The 19,211-nt window shown below is 71.4% G+C and carries 14 protein-coding genes; 10 read left to right on the plus strand and 4 right to left on the minus strand.

Annotated features, from left to right (window positions below; all coding sequences use genetic code 11):
• Positions 1-33: 33 nt before the first annotated feature.
• Genes NGK70_RS02660 through NGK70_RS02670 form a run of 3 tightly spaced genes read right to left on the minus strand, consistent with a single transcriptional unit; the run spans position 34 to position 2,139 of the window.
• The gene (locus tag NGK70_RS02660; protein ID WP_251971837.1) at positions 34-684 is read right to left on the minus strand and encodes an SPOR domain-containing protein; all 651 of its coding nucleotides are present in this window, start codon (positions 682-684) and stop codon (positions 34-36) included.
• The gene (locus tag NGK70_RS02665; RefSeq protein WP_251971838.1) at positions 678-1,553 is read right to left on the minus strand and encodes a biotin--[acetyl-CoA-carboxylase] ligase; all 876 of its coding nucleotides are present in this window, start codon (positions 1,551-1,553) and stop codon (positions 678-680) included. Before NGK70_RS02665 ends, NGK70_RS02660 begins: the two co-directional genes overlap by 7 nt.
• Before the next feature lie 4 nt (positions 1,554-1,557).
• Positions 1,558-2,139 (minus strand): SET domain-containing protein, encoded by a 582-nt coding sequence (locus NGK70_RS02670; RefSeq protein WP_251971839.1) that lies wholly within the window; start codon positions 2,137-2,139, stop codon positions 1,558-1,560.
• A 183-nt stretch (positions 2,140-2,322) separates the two neighbouring features.
• On the opposite strand from NGK70_RS02670, the gene NGK70_RS02675 reads away from it, so the two are divergent.
• Complete coding sequence (locus NGK70_RS02675; RefSeq protein WP_251971840.1) at positions 2,323-4,926, plus strand: DNA topoisomerase III; 2,604 nt, start codon at positions 2,323-2,325, stop codon at positions 4,924-4,926.
• A gap of 100 nt (positions 4,927-5,026) precedes the next feature.
• Positions 5,027-6,028: an AEC family transporter gene (locus NGK70_RS02680; protein WP_251971841.1), complete on the plus strand. Its 1,002-nt coding sequence runs from the start codon at positions 5,027-5,029 to the stop codon at positions 6,026-6,028.
• Positions 6,029-6,052: 24 nt separating this feature from the next.
• On the opposite strand, the gene NGK70_RS02685 is transcribed toward NGK70_RS02680, so the two are convergent.
• Positions 6,053-6,538, minus strand: a complete 486-nt coding sequence (locus NGK70_RS02685; protein WP_251971842.1) for a PIN domain-containing protein — start codon at positions 6,536-6,538, stop codon at positions 6,053-6,055.
• 309 nt (positions 6,539-6,847) lie between these two features.
• Here NGK70_RS02685 and NGK70_RS02690 point away from each other — a divergent pair, with 309 nt between their 5' ends.
• The 8 genes from NGK70_RS02690 to NGK70_RS02725 all read left to right on the plus strand — a co-directional run bounded on the left by NGK70_RS02690 (position 6,848) and on the right by NGK70_RS02725 (position 19,192).
• Positions 6,848-7,306: a YbaK/EbsC family protein gene (locus tag NGK70_RS02690; protein ID WP_251973660.1), complete on the plus strand. Its 459-nt coding sequence runs from the start codon at positions 6,848-6,850 to the stop codon at positions 7,304-7,306.
• 1 nt (position 7,307) lies between these two features.
• Positions 7,308-7,532 carry a DUF1289 domain-containing protein gene (locus NGK70_RS02695; RefSeq protein WP_251971843.1) on the plus strand — a complete coding sequence of 75 codons (225 nt, stop codon included), beginning with the start codon at positions 7,308-7,310 and terminating at the stop codon, positions 7,530-7,532.
• Positions 7,529-8,206, plus strand: coding sequence for a 2-hydroxychromene-2-carboxylate isomerase (locus NGK70_RS02700; protein ID WP_251971844.1), 678 nt, complete (start codon positions 7,529-7,531; stop codon positions 8,204-8,206). Before NGK70_RS02695 ends, NGK70_RS02700 begins: the two co-directional genes overlap by 4 nt.
• 74 nt (positions 8,207-8,280) lie before the next feature.
• Positions 8,281-9,606, plus strand: a complete 1,326-nt coding sequence (locus tag NGK70_RS02705) for an IS1182 family transposase (protein WP_251969505.1) — start codon at positions 8,281-8,283, stop codon at positions 9,604-9,606.
• 340 nt (positions 9,607-9,946) lie between these two features.
• Complete coding sequence (locus NGK70_RS02710; protein WP_251971845.1) at positions 9,947-11,638, plus strand: MFS transporter; 1,692 nt, start codon at positions 9,947-9,949, stop codon at positions 11,636-11,638.
• A gap of 225 nt (positions 11,639-11,863) precedes the next feature.
• Positions 11,864-12,070 carry a hypothetical protein gene (locus NGK70_RS02715; protein WP_251971846.1) on the plus strand — a complete coding sequence of 69 codons (207 nt, stop codon included), beginning with the start codon at positions 11,864-11,866 and terminating at the stop codon, positions 12,068-12,070.
• A 132-nt stretch (positions 12,071-12,202) separates the two neighbouring features.
• Positions 12,203-12,646 carry a universal stress protein gene (locus NGK70_RS02720; protein WP_251971847.1) on the plus strand — a complete coding sequence of 148 codons (444 nt, stop codon included), beginning with the start codon at positions 12,203-12,205 and terminating at the stop codon, positions 12,644-12,646.
• 282 nt (positions 12,647-12,928) lie between these two features.
• A complete protein-coding gene (locus NGK70_RS02725) occupies positions 12,929-19,192 on the plus strand; it encodes an alpha-2-macroglobulin family protein (RefSeq protein WP_251971848.1) in 6,264 nt (2,087 codons plus the stop codon).
• Positions 19,193-19,211 lie beyond the last annotated feature (19 nt).

Genomic DNA, 19,211 nt, shown 5'->3' on the forward strand with positions numbered 1-19,211 from the left:
CGCCGGCCTGCCAGCGCGCGCCTGAGCGCCGGGTCAGGGCGCCGAGCAGGCCACCCAGGCGCGGGCGCCCATGGCCTCGCGCAGGCGGGGCAGGTTGGCCTGGGTCTGTGCGTCGGCGCGCGGCAGCCGCAGGGTGTGGGCGGTGGTGGGGGCGACCAGCCGCACCACCCGCACGTACTTCACTTTCTGGGCCGTCAACCGGGCCTGCAGGGCGCGCGCGTCGGCCTCGGTCCCGTAGCGGCCAAACAGCAGGCCGGGCTCGTAGCCCGGCAGGTTGCGCGCCTCCTCGAAGGCGATCTGGCGCTTGCGCAGGTCATCCATGCGGCGCTGCATCAACTCGGGCTTGGCATAGGGGCCGACGTAGACCATCCACTGGCCGGGCTTCTCGCGGGTGATGAGCTGCCAGCTGCCCTCGGGCAGGGCCGTGCGCAGCGCCGTTTCGGCGCGGCCGAGCTCGGCGGGGCTGAACGGGCCGGCCTCGACGCACACCGGTGCCGGCGTGCGCCGGGCCAGCGTGGCGGGGGGCAGGATCTGGATGTCCTGCGGTTGCACCTGGCGCGCCAGCCGCTCGGGCTCGCGGTCGCCCTGGGGCGACAGGCCGATCAACCCGGTCAGCCAGCCCTGGGTCCACGCGAAGAAGGCCAGGTTGGCCGCCACCAGCACGACGAGCAGCCACCTCAGCATGGGCGCACGCTCACTTCGCCGCTGGCGATGCGGTGGGTCTGGCCGGCGTCGTCGCGCAGGCAGAGCTCGCCGCCGGGCGCGATGCCGGTGACGCGGCCGACGAGGTCGCCGGCACTGGCGCGGCGCCCGGCCAGGACGTCGCGCAGGGCGTAGGCCGCCAGCAGCGGCGCCAGGCCCTCGCGCTCGAAGCGCTGCAGGGCCGCCAGTACCGCCGGGGCGATGCGCTGCAGCACCGCCGGGGCGGTGATGCCCGGCTCCAGCTCGTCCAGGCAGGCGTAGCCGGTGCGGAACTCGCCGCCTTCGCCGCGCGGCGGGCGCAGGTTGATGCCGATGCCCACCACCGCCCAGCGCGCCAGGCTGCCGCGCGCACCGGCGGCGCTGCTGCGCAGGGCCTGCGCCTCGATGAGGATGCCGGCGAGCTTGCGGTCGTCGCCGCGCAGCCAGAGGTCGTTGGGCCACTTCAGGCCGATGCGCGCGCTGCTGCCGGATTCACGGTCGTCCGATCGGGTCGGGTCGAGGGCCTCGGCCACCGCCAGCCCGACCGCGAGCGACAGGCCGGACCAGTCGGCAGGCTCCAGCGCGAGCCCGAGCGAGCAGGTCAGCGTGCTGCCCGGCTCGGACCACCAGCTGCGACCGAGCCGGCCGCGCCCGGCGGTCTGCCGCTCGGCCACCAGCCACACGGGGGCCGGTGCCTCGCCCGTGGGCGTGGCCCGGCGCTGGCGTTCGAGCAGCTCGGTGTTGGTCGAGCCGGCCTCGGCCCGCACCTCCACGGTGGTGCCGGGCACGATGGCCTGCAGGCGCTGCTGCAACGCGGCGGCGTCCCAGTCGAAGGCGAGCACGGTGGGGTCCAGGGTCACGAGGGTGGTCACCGCGTCAGCGCTTGCGGTTGGGCTTGGGCTTGGGCCCGAGCATCGTGCCGCGGCAGGTGGGCGCCCCGCACCAGCAGGCGTACTCCTTCTTCAGCCTGGGGGTGTAGCGCTCGTCGATCACCAGGCGGTAGTCGAAGAACAGCTCCTCGCCCGCGGCGATGTCGCGCAGGGCTTTGATGAAGATCCGGCCGTCGGCGTCCTCGGTCTCGCAGTTGGGGGCGCAGGCGTGGTTGATCCAGCGCGCGGCGTTGCCGTTCACCCCGCCGTCGATCACGCGGGCGTCGTCCAGGTGGAAGTAGAAGGTGTGGTTCGGCTGCGCCGGGTCGTGCGGGTGGCGGCGCAGCGCCTCGTCCCAGCTGATGACCTCGCCCTTGTACTCGATGAGGGTCTCGCCCGCGGCCAGGGGCTGCAGTGCGAACACGCCCTTGCCGTGCACGCCGGAGCGACGCACCTGGATGCGCCGCCCGCCGCGGGTGGGCGAAGCCGCCTCGGCGGCCTTGGCCGGGCCGGCCGGCGGGGCGTCGGCAGCGGATCGACCGGAGGTACCGGTCGGTCGGGGCGGGCGCGGCGCACGGGTGGACGGCATGGGTGGGCGGATTTTCTGGTTAGATTGGGGGTGTGGGTGCGTGCGCAGGTACGCACCTGCGTGGACGTGTGGGCGAGCGCGTGTGCAGGCGCACGCGTGACGCCGATTGTAGAGAGGGCACCGGCGGGGGTCGGTGCCGGGCCGTTGCGGCCCGCCAACTTCCCGAACACAGAATCGTCTCCCATGAGCAAGTCGCTGGTCATTGCAGAAAAACCGTCGGTCGCACAGGACATCGTGCGCGCCCTGACCCCGGTCGCGGGCAAATTCGAGAAGCACGCCGACCACTTCGAAAACGAGCAGTACATCGTCACCTCCGCCGTGGGCCACCTGGTGGAGATCCGCGCGCCCGAGGCCTACGACGTCAAGCGCGGCAAGTGGAGCTTCGCCCACCTGCCCGTGGTGCCACCGCACTTCGAGCTCGAACCCATCGACAAGGGCAAGGCCCGGCTGTCGGCGGTGGTCAAGCAGATCAAGCGCAAGGACGTGACGCAGCTGATCAACGCCTGTGACGCCGGGCGCGAGGGTGAGCTGATCTTCCGCCTGATTGAGCAGTACGCGCTGGGCGCCAAGAGCGGCGCCAAGCCGATCCAGCGCCTGTGGCTGCAGAGCATGACGCCGCAGGCCATCCGCGACGGCTTCGACAAGCTGCGCAGCGATGCCGAGATGATGGGCCTGGCCCAGGCCGCGCGCAGCCGCAGCGAGGCCGACTGGCTGGTGGGCATCAACGGCACGCGGGCGATGACCGCGTTCAACTCGCGCGACGGCGGCTTCTTCCTGACCACCGTCGGCCGGGTGCAGACGCCCACGCTGTCCATCGTGGTCGAGCGCGAGGAGAAGATCCGCAAGCACGTCTCGCGGCCCTACTGGGAGATCCGTGCCGACTTCGGCGCCGCCGCCGGCCTCTACGAGGGCAAGTGGTTCGACCCGGCCTTCAAGAAGAACGAGGATGCCGAGCGCCGTGCCGACCGGATCTGGAACGAAGCCGAGGCTACCGCCATCGCCGACGCGGTGCGTGGCCGCACCGGCACGGTCACCGAGGAGGCCAAGCCCAGCAACCAGGCCAGCCCGCTGCTGTATGACCTGACCACGTTGCAGCGCGAGGCCAACTCGCGCTTCGGCTTTTCCGCCAAGACCACGCTGTCGATCGCGCAGGCACTGTACGAGAAGCATAAGGTGCTGACCTACCCGCGGACGGACGCGCGCGCGCTGCCGGAGGACTACGTCGGCGTGGCCAAGGAGACGCTGGCCATGATCGCGGACGAGGACCTGCCGGGGCCGCTGCGCGCGCTGTCCGGCCACGCCCGCAAGGCGCTCAACGACGGCTACGTCAAGCCCAGCAAGCGCATCTTCGACAACAGCAAGATCAGCGACCACTTCGCCATCATCCCGACGCTGCAGGCGCCCAAGAGCCTGACCGAGATCGAGGCCAAGCTCTACGACCTGGTGGTCAAGCGCTTCATCGCGGTGTTCTACCCGAGCGCCGAGTTCATGGTCACCACCCGCATCACCAAGGTGCCGACCCAGCTCGACGGCCGCCCTCAGGAGCTGCAGTTCCAGACCAATGGCAAGGTGCTGGTCAACCCGGGCTGGCTGGCCGTCTACGGCAAGGAAGCCCAGGACGAGGACGCCAACCTCGTGCCGGTGCAGCCGAACGAGAAGGTGTCGGTCGAGGAGGTCCGCCAGGCCGCACTGAAGACCAAGCCGCCGGCGCGCTACAGCGAGGCCACGCTGCTCTCCGCGATGGAGGGCGCCGGCAAGCTCATCGATGACGAGGAGCTCAAGGCCGCGATGCAGGAGAAGGGCCTGGGTACGCCGGCCACGCGCGCGCAGGTGATCGAAGGCCTGATCCTCGAGAAGTACATGTACCGCGAGGGGCGCGAGCTGATCCCCACGGCCAAGGCCTTCCAGCTCATGACGCTGCTGCGCGGCCTGGCGGTGGAAGACCTGACCAAGCCCGAGCTGACCGGCCAGTGGGAGCACCAGCTCGCGCAGATGGAAAAGGGCAAGCTCAGCCGCGACGAGTTCATGGCCGGCATCGCCGAGATGGCGCAGCGCATCGTCAAGAAGGCCAAGGAGTACGACCGCGACACCATCCCGGGCGACTACGCCACGCTGGCTGCGCCCTGCCCCAACTGCGGTGGCGTGGTGAAGGAGAACTACCGCCGCTTCGCCTGCGCCGGCAAGGAAGGCAACGCCGAGGGCTGCGGCTTCTCGATCACCAAGATCCCGGCCGGGCGCAGCTTCGAGCTGCCCGAGGCCGAGGCGCTGCTGCGCGACCACCAGATCGGCCCGCTGGAGGGCTTCCGTTCCAAGGCGGGCTGGCCCTTCACCGCCGAGCTGAAGCTGGTGCGCGACGAGGAGATCCGCAACTGGAAGCTCGAGTTCGACTTCGGCGACGACGCCAAGAAAGACGAGGGCGATGGCGAGCCGGTGGACTTCAGCGGCCAGGCCAGCTTCGGCGCCTGCCCCAAGTGCAAGGGCCACGTCTACGAGCACGGCAGCAACTACGTCTGCGAGCACGCGGTGGGCGCGCACGCCACCTGCGACTTCAAGACCGGCGCGGTGATCCTGCAGCAGCCCGTCAGCCACGAGCAGATGACCCAGCTGCTGGCCACGGGCAAGACCGACCTGCTGGACGGCTTCGTCTCCAACAAGACCAAGCGCAAGTTCAAGGCCTTCCTGGTCTACGACCGGAAGGACGGCAAGGTGATCTTCGAGTTTGAACCCCGCGCGGCCCGGCCGGCGGCCAAAGCGCCCGCCAAGAAGGCGGCGGCCAAGCCGAGCTGATCCGGAGATGGTGTCAGCCGGGCTGCCACACCAGGTGGCCCCGGCTCATGCGTAGTCCACACAGCGCACCGTTTGACCCGAGCGGCTAAGGTCGCGCCCCATGACCTGGGACCTGTTCTTTCGCCTCGTGGCCCTGTTCGGCGTGATCGCGCTGGGCTGGGTCGGGGCGCGCCGCCGCCTGCTGGCCGGGCCGGACGGGCTGCGTGCGCTTGGCAACGCGGCCTTCCTGCTGTTCGTGCCGGCGTTGTTGTTCCGCACCATGGCGCGGGTCGACCTGGCGGCGCTGCCCTGGCGGCTGCTGGCGGCCTTCTTCCTGCCGGTGGTCGGCTGGCTGCTGCTGGTGTGGCTGTGGGAGCGCCGCCGGCTGACCCACGGCGGCACGATGCCGCTCACGCCGGCGCTGGCGCCGCAGCCGACCACGCGGGCGATTTCAGTCACCTTCGGCAACGGCGTGCAGATGGGCCTGCCCTTCTCGGCGGCGCTGTTCGGCGAGGCCGGGCTGCGGCTGCAGGTGGCCATCGTCAGCGTGCACGCGCTGATCCTGCTGAGCGTGCTCACCGTGCTGGCCGAGATCGACATCGCCCGGGCCAGTGCCCAGCACAGCGGCCGGGGCCACTCGCTGCTCGCCACGCTGGCCACCACGGTGCGCCAGACGGTGATCCACCCGGTGGTGCTGCCGGTGCTGCTCGGGCTGGCCTGGAACCTCGCCGGCCTGAAGCTGCCGCCGCAGGCCGACGAGACGCTGCAGATGCTCGGCCAGGCGGTGGTGCCGCTGTGCCTGGTGCTGATCGGCGCCTCGCTGGCGCAGCACGGGCTGGGGCCGCGCTGGCAGGCCGCGCTGGGGCTGGCGCTGCTCAAGCTCTTCGCGCTGCCGGCGCTGGTGCTGGTGGCGGCGCACTGGGGCGCCGGGCTGGACGGTCTGCCGCTGGCGGTGGTGGTGATTGCCGCCGCCATGCCCACCGGCAGCAACGCCCTGCTGTTCGCGCAGCGCTACCACGTGCTGGAGGTGGAGGCCACCGCGATCATCGTGCTGTCCACGCTGTGCTTTGCGGCGGCGGTGCCGTTCTGGCTGTGGGTGCTGGGCTGGTTCGGCAGCCCCTGAGGACCTGTCCGGCCGTCGGGCCCGTCAGTACGCCAGGCCGTAGCGTGAGGGCTTGGGGATCGGCGTGATGTCGACGGCGTCGAGCGCCTTGATGAAGGCATCCAGCGCCAGCACCGCGAAGGGAAAGCGCGGCTCCAGGCCAAGCATCGGCGCATCCCCGCTGACCAGCGCATGGGCGCGGCCGGCCATCGCCAGGCGCACGTAGTTCAGCGCGGCGGGCTCGTCGCGGGCATCGGGTTGATCGGCCTGGGGCACGCGCACCTTCAGCACATAGGGCAGGTAGTCGCCCAGCAGGGTCTGCTGCTCGTTGGCGGTCAGCCCCAGGTGCGGGTGGGCGAGCTGGGCACCCAGGTCCAGCGCGGTGGCCTTGCAGGCCATCGGCCGGCACAGGCCGGTCTGCCAGGCACTGCGCAGCCGGGCGGCCGGGCCGCCGCCGAACATCAGTGCCGTGACCACCACCGAGGTGTCCAGCACCACCCGGGGTGGCTTGCCGCGCGTGTCGGGCAGCACGGCCGACCCGGACGATCCAGAGGGAGCCGGGAGGCGTTCGGGAGAGAGGAGAGCATTCATCGGGAACCCGCACTGGCACCCGCTGGCGCCGATTCGGCAAATTATCCGGAGCGCCTGCCGCCGGACGCCGCCGGGCCCGGCAAGGGCGGCCGGTGGGCGTGCGAAGATGCATGGCCCGTGCAAAGTGTTTCCACCATGTCCTCGCCGTTGCCCGCTCCCGCTCTTGCCAACGCCACCGCCATTGCCGTGTCGACCCCGGCCGACCCGTCCTTTGCCGATGTGTCCGAGGGCTTCCTCCATGTCAGCCGCATGCTCGCCGAACTGGCGCACCCGCACGCGCCGGTGTGGCTGGAGGCCACGGCGCGCACCGCCCAGGAAGCCGCCGACGCCCTGCAGGTGGCGCTGGGGCAGATCGCCAAGAGCGTGGTGTTTCGCCGCCGTGCCGACGATCGGGCGGTGCTGGTGGTGACCTCGGGCGACCGCCGGGTCGACGAGCGCAAGGTGGCCGCGCAGGTCGGGCCGATCGGCCGGGCCGATGCCGACTTCGTGAAGCAGCGCACCGGCTTCTCGATCGGAGGGGTGTCGCCGGTGGGGCACGCCACGCCGCCCGTGCTGCTGATCGACGCCGACCTGTTCCGCTTCGACGTGATCTGGGCCGCGGCCGGCCACCCCAAGGGCGTGTTCCGTCTGGCGCCGGCTGAACTGCAGCGCCTCACCGGCGGTGCGCCGGTGTGCGACGTGGTGCAGGTTGCTGACGCGGGGCGCTGAGGTGGACCGGCTCACGCCGCCCGAACCGGGCCGGCCGGTCGGCAGCCCCTGCAGCAACGTCTGCCGGATCGACCCTGCCAGCGGCTGGTGCCTGGGCTGCCGCCGCAGCATCGACGAGATCGCGGCCTGGTCGACGCTGGACGATGCGGCGCGCCGCCGCATCTGGCTGCAACTGCCGGGGCGCGTGCTCCCCGCGCCCGATGCCCGGCCTGGAGACCCCCGATGACCCCGCTGCGTTTCTGGTTCGACCCCATCTCCCCCTACGCCTGGCTGGCCTTTCACCGCCTGCCGCAGCTGCTGGCCGGCTGCAGCGTGGTGGTCGAGTACCAGCCGGTGTTGTTCGCGGGCCTGCTCCGGTACTGGGGCCAGCTCGGTCCGGCGGAGATCGCCCCCAAGCGGGACTGGACCTGGCGGCAGATCGCCTGGCTGGCGCAGCGCGACGGCGTGCCCTTCGTGCCGCCGGGGCAACATCCCTTCAACCCGCTGCCCTTCCTGCGCCTGCTGCTGGCCAGCGCGCCCGCCGGGCGCACGCCCTCGCGGCAGCGCTGCGCGCTGGTGATGCAGGCCCTGTGGACCACCGGCCGGGCGCCGGACGACGCGGCCCTGCTGGCGGACCTGACGGCGCAGTTGGCGCCGCAGCAGGACCCGGAGGGCGAGCCCGTCAAGCAGGCCCTGCGCGACGCCACCGATGCGGCGATTGCCCGCGGCGTCTTCGGCGTGCCGACCCTGGAGGTGCTGGGTACGCCCGCCGAGGCGGGGCCGCAGGCCGGGCGCCTCTTCTGGGGCCAGGACGGCCTGGAGATGCTGGCCGCCGCCCTGCATGGCGACCCCTGGCTGGCCGGGGATGGCTGGCACGGCGCTACCCCGGCTGCAGGTGTGCAGCGCAGCAAAATCGCCTAGGACTATCCCTAGGAGTGTGGGCGGCAGAAGGGAAGTCCCTGACAGCCAACGCGCAGCCTGAGCGTTGAACAGCCATGGCCATCAGCTACCGCCCATACGAACCGCAGCAGGAGATGCTGCTGCCCGCATCGCTGCAGGACTGGCTGCCCAAGGGGCACCTGGCGTACTTCATCAGCGACACGATTGACGCGTTGGACTTGGGGGCGTTCTACGCCCGGTATGCAGGAGGCGGCGCGCGCAACCAGCCGTTTCACCCGGCGATGATGGTCAAGGTGCTGGTCTACGGGTATGCCACGGGCGTGTTCAGCTCGCGCAAGATCGAGCGCCGGCTGCACGAGGATCTGGCCTTTCGCATGCTGGGTGCGGGCAACTTCCCCAAGCACCGCACGATCCGCGACTTCCGCGCGTTGCACCTGAAGGAACTGGCCGACCTGTTCGTGCAGGTGGTCAAGCTGGCGCGCGAGATGGGGCTGGTCAAGCTGGGGACGGTGGCTATCGACGGCACCAAGATCAAGGCCAACGCCAGTCGCCACAAGGCGATGAGCTACGAACGCATGCAGCAGGCTGAGGCGGAGTTGAAGGCGCAGATCGAGGCGCTGCTGGAGCGGGCGAAGACCACCGACGCGGCCGAGGCCGACGAGCCAGACTCGGACATTCCGGCCGAGATCGAGAGGCGCGAGACGCGGCTCAAGGTCATCGCCGAAGCCCGCGAGCGCCTGGAGCAGCGCCAGCGCGAGGCCGACATCGAGCGCGGTCGCAGCGCCGACGATGAGTGCAAGCCGCGCGACGAGGACGGCAACCCCAAGGGCGGGCGCTACAAGCGCGAGTTCGGCGTGCCAGAACCGAAGGCGCAGGACAACTTCACCGACCCAGCCAGCCGCATCATGAAGCGCGCCGGAGGTGGCTTCGACCCCTGCTACAACGCGCAGACGGCAGTGGACGACACGGCGCACATCATCGTCGCCGCCGAGGTGGGCAACAACGCGGCTGATGTCGGGCAGTTGCTGCCGATGCTGCAGGCGGTCGAGGACAATACCGGTCAGGCAGCCGAGCAGGCGTTGGCCGATGCGGGCTACCGCAGCGAAGCCAATTTCGCAGGCCTGGCAGGCTCACCCACGGAGTTGGTCGTTGCACTGGGGCGAGAGGGCAAACGCTGCGCCGAGGTGGATGCCCAGAGAAATCCGCACACCGCAGAGATGGCAGCCAAGCTGCAGACCGACGAGGGCAAGGCGGCCTACCGCCGACGCAAGTGGATCGCCGAGCCACCCAATGGCTGGATCAAGAACGTGCTCGGCTTCCGGCAGTTCAGCCTGCGAGGTCTGCACCGGGTGCAGGCCGAGTTCAAGCTCGTGTGCCTGGCGCTGAATCTGCGGCGTATGGGCAACATGCTTGCAGATTGAGGGCGCACAGATGCGAGAAACCGACCCGAACAGCCAGCCGCAAAGGCGCCCGCACAGCGCTGTGGGCAGCTACGACACCTCGCGAGGTCGGCGAACGGGCGAAAAGCCAGAGCCGTGCTCCCAATCCGCCATCCGCGCGGCTCCGGCAAATTACTGCCGCCCACACTCCTAGGGGATTTCACTTCGGGTTTCATTTCCCGTCAGGCGAAAAATCGACCCGGGGTTGACCCTGGGTGCGTAAGTTTTTGTTGGATATCTGTCAGGAGTTGGTCAGACAGGACTTCGACAGTGAAGCCACGCGCCACGGCCGTGGCGGACGGTTCAACAGGAGACAAGACACATGTCCAGCATTCCCGCCAACGCCAAGGTCGCGGCGGCACCGATGACGGCAGAGGAGAAGAAGGTCATCTTCGCCTCGTCGCTCGGTACCGTCTTCGAGTGGTACGACTTCTACCTGTACGGCTCGCTCGCGGCGATCATCGCCAAGCAGTTCTTCTCAGGCCTCGATCCGTCGGCCGCGTTCATCTTCGCGCTGCTGGCCTTCGCCGCCGGCTTCATCGTGCGCCCCTTCGGTGCGCTGGTGTTCGGCCGCCTGGGCGACATGATCGGGCGCAAGTACACCTTCCTGGTCACCATCCTGATCATGGGCCTGTCGACCTTCATCGTCGGCGTGCTGCCCAGCTACGCGTCCATCGGCGTGGCCGCCCCGGTCATCCTGATCGCGCTGCGCATGCTGCAGGGCCTGGCGCTGGGTGGTGAGTACGGCGGTGCCGCCACCTACGTGGCCGAGCACGCCCCGCAGGGCCGGCGCGGTGCCTACACCGCCTGGATCCAGACCACGGCGACGCTGGGCCTGTTCCTGTCGCTGATGGTCATTCTGGGCACCCGCTCGGCCATCGGCGAAGCTGCCTTTGCCGACTGGGGCTGGCGCGTGCCGTTCATCGTGTCGATCCTGCTGCTGGCCATCAGCGTGTGGATCCGCCTGTCGATGAATGAATCGCCCGCCTTCAAGAAGATGAAGGAAGAGGGCAAGACCTCCAAGGCGCCGCTGTCCGAGTCCTTCGGCCAGTGGAAGAACCTGAAGATCGTCATCCTGGCGCTGCTGGGCCTGGTGGCCGGCCAGGCCGTGGTGTGGTACTCGGGCCAGTTCTACGCGCTGTTCTTCCTGACCAGCGTCCTGAAGGTCGACAGCGCTACCGCCAACATCCTGGTGGCCATCTCCCTGATCATCGGCACGCCGTTCTTCGTGGTGTTCGGCACGCTGTCCGACAAGATCGGCCGCAAGCCCATCATCATGGCCGGCCTCGCACTGGCGGTGGTGACCTATTTCCCGCTGTTCAAGGCGCTGACCGAAGCCGCCAACCCAGACTTGGCCAAGGCACAGGCCACTGCCACGATCTCGGTGAAGGCCGACCCGGCCACCTGCTCCTTCCAGGGCAGCCCGATCGCCCGCGAAGTCGACTTCACCAGCGGCTGCGACATCGCCAAGCGTGCCCTGGCCCAGAACTCGGCCAGCTACTCCAACGAGGCGCTGTCGGCCGGCTCGCCCGCCGTCATCAAGATCGGTGACAAGGAGCTCACGCCCCCCACCGGCGTGCTGACCGCTGGTGGCCACAAGTTCGACGAAGCCTCGGGCAAGGCCATTGCCGCCTTCAAGAAGGACCTGGGCGCCGCACTGAAGGAAGCCGGCTACCCCGCCAAGGCCGATCCGGCCAAGGTGGACAAGGTCAAGATCGTGCTGATCCTGACCGTGCTGGTGATCTACGTGACCATGGTTTACGGCCCGATCGCCGCGATGCTGGTGGAGATGTTCCCGACCCGCATCCGCTACACCTCCATGTCCCTGCCGTACCACATCGGCAACGGCTGGTTCGGTGGTCTGCTGCCAACCATCTCCTTCGCGATGGTGGCGCAGAACGGCGACATGTACTACGGCCTGTGGTACCCGATCACCATCGCCGCGATGACCTTCGTGATCGGCATGATCTTTGTGAAGGAAACCAAGGACGTCGACATCTACGCCAGGGACTGACGGCGGACATGTCGGGCGTCCCGGCGCCCGGCCCGCCGGCAGACCGGGCGGCTGTACCTCGCCTGGCAGGGACTGCCGCAGGCAAATGCCCTGCCTGCTCCTTCCAAGCGCCCCGCCCGGGGCGCTTCTGTGTTTTCGACGCCGCCCTGCAAGCGCCTCGTCAGTCCGACGGGGGCATCATCGCTACATCACAGCGCTTCACGCGCCCTTCAAGGAACTCCCATCATGTGGAAGCTCGTTCTCGGTTTCATCGTCTTTGCCGCCCTGGCGCTGTTCATCCTGATGAAGAGCGGCGGGGACATCGACATGAGCGGTGAAAAGCACGGCACCGAGTCCCATCCTCCGGCGGCCTCCGAGCCGGCGGTGGCGCCGGCATCGGCCGTGGCGCCAGCGAGCGCGGCCGCCCCGGCCGCGTCTGCCGCCTCGAATTGATCGGTCGAGGTTTGATCTGACCCGCCGGCCTGTGCGCTAAGCGCACTGCCGCGCAGGGCCATCCTGACGCCGATCAAGTTCGGAACCCGGCAGTGCTCTAGAGTCGGCTCGTCCAACTCTGGTGAATCTGCCATGTTCAAGCATCTCCTCGTTCCCGTCGACGGCTCTGACCTGTCCGTGCGCGCCATGACGTCCAGCATCGTGCTGGCCAAGACGCTCGGTGCGCGCATCACCGGTTTCGTGGCCGAGCCGGACCTGCCGATGTCCACCATCAGCACCAACCCGACGGTCTTCACCGAGCAGGTGAAGAACCACGAAGCCAAGTCCGAGGCTCATGCCCAGGCCGTGCTGAGCAAGTTCGAGAGCCTCGCCAAGGAAGCCGGCGTCGAGTTCGTGGCCGACCACACCAATACCCAGCAGGTGGACCGCGCGATCGTCGATGCGGCCGACCGGGCCGGTGCCGACCTGATCCTGATGGTCACGCACGGCCGCGGCTTCTTCGGCGAGTTGCTGTTCGGCTCGCACACCAAGAACGTCATGTCGATGACCAAGGTGTCGCTGCTGGCGATGCACTGATGGCGGCAGCCACCCGGTGGTGGCTTCCTTCCGCCCTTTTCGCCCGTCCCCTCTCCCTCACCCTGAGCGAGTGAATAAGTCACGCGCGCAGCCGTAGACTTGCCGCATCGGGCGGCGAGTCCTGTGGTGGATTGCCCGCTGGCAGCCATCGCTCGCTGCGCCCGGCCCGTCGAGAGGCCGCTGCCAGAGGGTGGCGGGTGAGGAGTCTGCATGCGCCGCTTCGTGCGCCCCCCCCGGTTCTGTGTCCCCACGGCGCGCACGTGGTCGCGGCGCGTGAACGCCATGGCGACCGGCTTGGTGCTGGGTGCGGCCGCCCTGTGCGCGACCTTTGCGGCCCAGGCCGTGCAAGTGCGCAGCGTCAGCCCCAGTGGCGAAGTGGGCGAGGTCCAGCAGGTGCTGCTGCGCTTCGGCGCGCCGGTGGTGCCCTTCGGTGCACCGCGGCTGGCCGATCCGGCGCTGCTGCGCTGCGATGGCCTGGCTACCGCCCCGTCCACCCCGTCCACCCCGCCCGGCCAGGGCCGCTGGCTCGGCCCGGCTGAATGGGCCTACGAACTGCGCGAGGCCCTGCCCCCCGGTGTGCGCTGCACACTGGCGCTGCGGCCGAACTGGCAGCCCAGCGTCGCCGTGCAGGCGGCTTCAGGCGCAGCAACGCCCAGCCCCTCCGCCACGCTCGACGGCCCGCGCGAATTCCACTTTTCGACGGCCGGCCCCACCGTCCAGCAGGTCTGGCCCTGGGAGGGTGCCGAGGTCGAGGAGGAGGCGCACTGGCTGCTGCAGCTCAACGGTCCCGTGCAGGGGGCATCCTTGGCGGACCATGCCTGGTGCGAAGTCCAGGGCATCGGCGAGCGCATTCCGCTCGTGCTGGTCGACGGGCCAGCGCGCGCGGCGGTGCTGAAGGCCCGCCGGGTCGGTGCGGCCCAGGCCGAGCGCAGCCTGCTGCTGCGTTGCCAGCGCCCGCTGCCGGCCGGGGCGACGGTGCGCCTGGTCTGGGGCGCGGGCATCGCTTCGGCGCGCAACCCGCAGGTGTTGACCCGTGAGACACGCTCCTGGCAGTGGACCGTGCGTGCGCCGTTTTCCGCCGAATTCGCCTGCGAGCGCGAGCGCGCCGAGGCGCCCTGCCTGCCGCTGCGCCCGCTGCGCCTGCGCTTCTCGGCACCGGTGCCGCGCGCGCTGGCCGAGCAGATCCGCCTGGTTCCGCAGACGTCCGCGCCGGCGCCGGCCCAGGCTGGCCTGGCCCCGCGCTTCGACGCCGACGACCGTGCTGCCAGCGTCAGCGAGATCGCCTTCCCCAGCCCGCTGCCCGAGCAGGCGCGCTACCTGCTGACGCTGCCGGCGGGGCTGCGCGACGAGTCCGGCCGGGCCCTGTCGAATGCCTCGGCCTTTCCACTGGCCACCGGCACCGGGCCAATGCCGCCGCTGGCCAAGTTCGCCGCGGCGCCCTTCGGCGTGATCGAGGCGGGCACGCCCACCGAGCCGGCGGCACTGCCGATCACGCTGCGCCACGTCCAGCAGGGCGACGGGCGCACGGGCCGGGCCGTGGTGGCCGTCAAGCGGCTGGATGCCAGCACGCCCGACATCGAGCTGCTGCGCTGGCACGCCCGCCTGGCGCGTTACCACGAGAGCCGCCTGACCGCGCGCGAGGCCGGCCTGCCGCAGGCGAGCTGGTGGGTCGAAGGCGCGCCGCGCGAGGACGCCGGGCGCGGCACCGGCCGCGCCGCGCGCGAGCGCCAGGAGCGCCTGGTCGGCAGCCGCGAGCTGTCGCTGCTGGCGAAGGAGGGCGGCGTGCAGCGCAGCCCGCTGCCCGGCCCACCGACGCTGGCGAAGGGTGCTTCGGCCGCAGCCAGCGCTGCCGACGCCCGCGCCACCGAGGTGATCGGCCTGCCGCTGGCGCAGCCGGGCTACCACCTGGTCGAGATCGAATCTCGCCTACTCGGCCAGGCCCTGCTCGCCAGCCCGGCGGCTGCGTCGGCCGCCTCGGCCCCAGTGCCCCTGGCCAGCCCGGCGGCCCCGATGTACGTGCGCACCGGTGTGCTTGTGACCAACCTGGGCGTGCACTTCAAGCGTGGGCGCAGCTCCAGCCTGGTCTGGGTCAGCACGCTCGACCGCGCCCGGCCGGTCGAGGGCGCGGAGGTGGCGGTCAACGACTGCCGCGGCCAGCGGCTCTGGGCCGGCCGCACCGATGCCGCCGGGCTGGCGCGCATCCCGCGCGGCTTTGCCGACGAGGTCGACAGCGAGGCCGGCCCGCGCTGCATCGGCGAGGCCGCCTACTTCGTGACCGCCCGCAAGGCCCAGCCAAGCAGCGGCGGCGGCAGTGCCGATGGCAGCGCAGTGGTCACCGACCTGGCCTTCGTCTTCAGCCACTGGAACCGCGGCATCGAGACCTGGCGCTTCAACCACCCCACCGCCAGCGGCACCGAGAGCGACCTGCGCGTGCACACCCTGCTCGATCGCAGCCTGCTGCGCGCGGGCGACACCGTTTCGATGAAGCACCTCGTGCGTGCCGAGACCGAGCGTGGCCTGGCGCTGGTCAACGCCGCCGACTGGCCCACCGAGCTGCAGATCACCCACCAGGGCAGCGGCGAGGTCACCCGCATCGCCCTGCCGGCGCAGCCGGCCAACGCCCAGGCGACGCCGCTGCGCGCGCTGCCCATGCAGTGGGCGATTCCCGCCACCGCCAAGCTGGGCCGCTACGAGCTGACGCTGCACCGCGGCGCGCGCCAGTGGTCGGCCGGCGCCTTCCGCGTCGAGGCCTTCCGCGTGCCGCTGGTGGATGCCCGCCTGAGCCTGGCCGGTGCGGCCAAGGGGCCGCTGGTCGCTCCCCAGGCGCTGAACTTCGCGGTGCAGCTCAACCACCTTTCGGGTGGCGGCGTGGCCGCCCCGGCGAGCTTCTCGGCGCTGCTGCGCGAGCGCGAGCCGGCCTTTGCCGGCTACGAGGACTACAGCTTCTCGGCCCCGCGCGAGCGTGCCGCCGGCAGCCTGCCCGATGCTGACGGCGCTGGCGAAGGCGCTGGCGATGGTGCCTATGCCCCGGCGCAGGGCCGCTTGGTGGCCGACCGGCTGGCGCTGCGCACCGATGCCCAGGGCGCCGCCACGGTGGCACTCGCCAAGCTGCCGGCCCTGGCCGGGCTGAAGCGGCCCGCCGAGCTGGTCGCCGAGCTGAGCTTTGACGACCCCAACGGCGAGCGTCAGACCGTCGCCCAGACCCTGCCGGTCTGGCCGGCCGCCCTGCAGGTGGGGCTGCGTGCACGCTCCTGGCTGGCGCAGCGCGGCCGTGTGCCGCTGCAGGCGGTGGTACTGGACACGGCAGGGAAACCGCAAGCGGGCCGGACGGTGGAGGTGCGCGCCCGCGTCGTGCGCCTGACCAGCACCCGCCAGCGCGTGGTCGGCGGCTTCTACGCCTACGACGACCGCCAGGAGGTGCAGGAGCTCGGCCCCGTGTGTGGCGGCCGGACCGACGCCCGCGGCCTGCTGGTCTGCGACAGCGAATTGACCCAGGCCGGCGAGGTGGAGCTGATCGCCCGCGTGGCCGACGACGCCGGGCGCGCCACCGAGGCCGCCACGTCGGTGTGGATCTCCGGCAGTGGCGAGCAGTGGTTCGCGCAGGACAACGACGACCGCATCGACCTGCTGCCCGAGAAGCGCGAGCTGGCGCCCGGCGAGACCGCCCGCCTGCAGGTGCGCATGCCCTTCCGAGAGGCCACCGTGCTGGTCACCGTGGAGCGCGAGGGCGTGCTCGACAGCCGCGTGCTGACCCTGCGCGGCAGCGACCCGGTCATCGAGCTGCCGATCCCTGTGCCTGGGGCCGGTGCAGCAGGTGCCACAGGTGCAGTGGGTGAGGCGTCCGGCTGGGCGCCCAACGTCTACGTCAGCGCGCTGGTGCTGCGCGGCCGGGTGCGGCACGTGCCCTGGTACTCCTTCTTCGATTGGGGCTGGCGGGCGCCGCTCGACTGGCTGCGTGCCTGGCGCCATGAGGGCTCGGAGTACCAGCCGCCCACCGCGATGGTCGACCTCGCCAGGCCGGCCTTCAAGCTCGGCGTCGCCCAGCTGCGGATCGGTCTGGCGGCGCACCGCCTGGACGTCAAGGTCGAGACCGACCGCCCGCAGTACGGCCCACGCCAGACCGTGCACGCCCAGGTGCAGGTCACGCGCGGCGGCCAGCCGGTGGCCGGGGGGGAGATCGCCTTTGCCGCGGTGGACGAGGGCCTGCTGGCGCTGGCGCCCAACGAGAGCTGGCAGCTGTTGGAGCAGATGTACCAGCCGCGCCCCTGGGGCGTCGAGACCTCGACCGCGCAGAACGAGATCGTCGGCCGGCGCCATTACGGCCGCAAGGCCCTGCCGCCCGGCGGCGGCGGCGGGCTGAACCCGACGCGCGAGCTTTTCGACACCCTGCTGCTCTGGCGGGCGGTGGTGAAGCTCGACGCCCAGGGGCGCGCCCGCATCGACGTGCCGCTGAACGACTCGCTGACGGCCTTCCGCCTCATCGCCCTGGCCGATGCGGGGGCAGACCGCTTCGGCAGTGGCCACGCCAGCATCCGCGTCACCCAGGACCTGCAGCTCATCGCCGGCCTGCCGACGGTGGTGCGCCAGGGCGACCGCTTCGAGGCGCTCTTCACCGTGCGCAACACCACCGACCGCGCGGTGACGCTTGACGCCACGCTCAAGGCCACGGTGACCCAGGGGCTCGCCGCGGAGCTGCCAGCCCCGGGCACCACGGCGACCCTGGCCGGCTCGACCGTGCCGCTGGCCCTGCCGGCGCAGCGCCTGCAGCTGGGCGCCAACGCCGCTGCCGAGCTGCGCTGGCCGGTCACGGTGCCGGCAGCGGCCAGCGCGCTGGCCTGGGAGGCCGCGGTGGTGGAGGTCAACCGCGACGGCGGTGCCCAGCTCACGCCGCAGCGTGACGCCCTGCGCTTCACCCAGCGGGTCGAGCCCGCCCAGCCGCTGCGCGTGCTGCAGGCCAGTCTGCAGCAGATCGATGGCAGCCTGCAGATCCCTGTTGCGCCGCCCGGTGGTGGTGCCGGCGGTGCAGCAGGCGGCGTGGTGGCCGAGCTGCGCCCGCGCCTGGCCGGCGCCCTGCCGGGCATCCGCCGCTGGTTCGAGGCCTACCCCTACACCTGCCTGGAACAGCGGGCCTCTCGCGCCATCGGCCTGCGCGACCTGGCCGGCTGGAAAGCGCTGCTGGGCGAGCTGCCCGGCTACCTCGATGGGGACGGCCTCGCGCACTACTTCCCGCCGCGTGCGGAAGACGGCCCGGGCGGCGGCAGCGACCGCCTGAGCGCCTATCTGCTCGCACTGGCCGACACCGCCGGCTGGCCGCTGCCCCCTGAGCTGCGTGACCGCCTGCTCGACGGGCTCACCGCCTTTGTCGAGGGCCGCATCGAGCGCCATTTCCCCGCTCCGCGGGCCGACCGCGATGTGCGCAAGCTCGCCGCGCTGGAGGCGCTGTCTCGCCACGGCCGGGCCCAGGCGCGCCAGCTCGCCAGCCTGGAGATCACGCCGACGCAGTGGCCCACCTCGGCCCTGCTGGACTGGCTGGCGCTGCTGCAGCGCGTCGATGGCGTCCCCCAGCGCGACGCCCGGCTGGCCGAGGCGCAGCGCCTGCTGCGCGCACGCCTGCTGGCCTCCGGCAGCACGCTGCGCTTTGCCGACGAGGCGGGCGACGCCTGGAGCTGGCTCATGGAGGGGCCCGACGCCAACGCCGCGCGCCTGCTGCTGCTGGCGGTGCACAGCAGCGACCCGGCCTGGCACGGCGACGCGCCGCGGCTGGCGGCCGGCCTGGCGCTGCGCCTGCACGGCGGTGATGGTCCCCAACGGGACGCCCTCGCCAACGGCGCCTTTGGCAGCACCACCGCCAACGCCTGGGCCAGCCTCGCCTTCGAGCAGTTCTCGCTGCAGCGCGAGTCCCAGCAGGTCACCGGCCGCACCCGCGTGAGCCTGGGCACCGCCGTGCGCGAGCTGGACTGGTCCCGCCGAGCCGAGGGCGAGCGCCTCACCCTGCCCTGGCCAGCGCAGGCTGGCACCCTGCAGGTGCAGCAGCAGGGCGGCGGGCGGCCCTGGCTGGCGCTGCAGAGCCTCTCGGCCGCGCCGCTGACGGCGCCGGTGGCGGCGGGCTACCGCCTCGAGCGCAGCGTCAGCGCGGTCGAGCAGAAAACCCCGGGCCGGTGGAGCCGCGGCGACGTGCTGCGCGTGCAGCTGGTGGTCGATGCCCAGGCCGACCTCGGCTGGGTGGTCGTGAGCGATCCGGTGCCCGCCGGCGCCACCCTGCTCGGCAGCGGCCTGGGCCGCGACAGCCAGATCGCCACCGCCCGCAGCCGTGCCGCAGGGGAGGGCGGGGACAGCGGCAGCGCCTGGCTGGCCTACGAGGAGCGCCGCCCGGACGCCTGGCGGGCCTACTACCGCTGGCTGCCGCGCGGGCGCCACACGCTCAGCTACACCCTGCGGCTCAACACGGTCGGCCGCTTTGCACTGCCGCCGAGCCGGGTGGAGGCGATGTATGCGCCGCAGCAGCATGCCGAGCTGCCGCTGGCGCCGGTCGAAGTCGGGCCCTGAAGCGAGGTGGAGTGGCGGT

The sequence above is a fragment of the Sphaerotilus microaerophilus genome (genome assembly GCF_023734135.1).
Classification (GTDB): domain Bacteria; phylum Pseudomonadota; class Gammaproteobacteria; order Burkholderiales; family Burkholderiaceae_C; genus Sphaerotilus; species Sphaerotilus microaerophilus.

Coding starts and splice junctions, on each gene's coding strand:
- NGK70_RS02690 (WP_251973660.1), top strand. CDS start 6,848: ATGCTCGCCGAACTGGCGCACCCGCACGCGCCGGTGTGGCTGGAGGCC.
- NGK70_RS02680 (WP_251971841.1), top strand. CDS start 5,027: ATGACCTGGGACCTGTTCTTTCGCCTCGTGGCCCTGTTCGGCGTGATC.
- NGK70_RS02670 (WP_251971839.1), bottom strand. CDS start 2,139: ATGCCGTCCACCCGTGCGCCGCGCCCGCCCCGACCGACCGGTACCTCC.
- NGK70_RS02720 (WP_251971847.1), top strand. CDS start 12,203: ATGTTCAAGCATCTCCTCGTTCCCGTCGACGGCTCTGACCTGTCCGTG.
- NGK70_RS02660 (WP_251971837.1), bottom strand. CDS start 684: ATGCTGAGGTGGCTGCTCGTCGTGCTGGTGGCGGCCAACCTGGCCTTC.
- NGK70_RS02725 (WP_251971848.1), top strand. CDS start 12,929: ATGGCGACCGGCTTGGTGCTGGGTGCGGCCGCCCTGTGCGCGACCTTT.
- NGK70_RS02715 (WP_251971846.1), top strand. CDS start 11,864: ATGTGGAAGCTCGTTCTCGGTTTCATCGTCTTTGCCGCCCTGGCGCTG.
- NGK70_RS02705 (WP_251969505.1), top strand. CDS start 8,281: ATGGCCATCAGCTACCGCCCATACGAACCGCAGCAGGAGATGCTGCTG.
- NGK70_RS02700 (WP_251971844.1), top strand. CDS start 7,529: ATGACCCCGCTGCGTTTCTGGTTCGACCCCATCTCCCCCTACGCCTGG.
- NGK70_RS02710 (WP_251971845.1), top strand. CDS start 9,947: ATGTCCAGCATTCCCGCCAACGCCAAGGTCGCGGCGGCACCGATGACG.
- NGK70_RS02675 (WP_251971840.1), top strand. CDS start 2,323: ATGAGCAAGTCGCTGGTCATTGCAGAAAAACCGTCGGTCGCACAGGAC.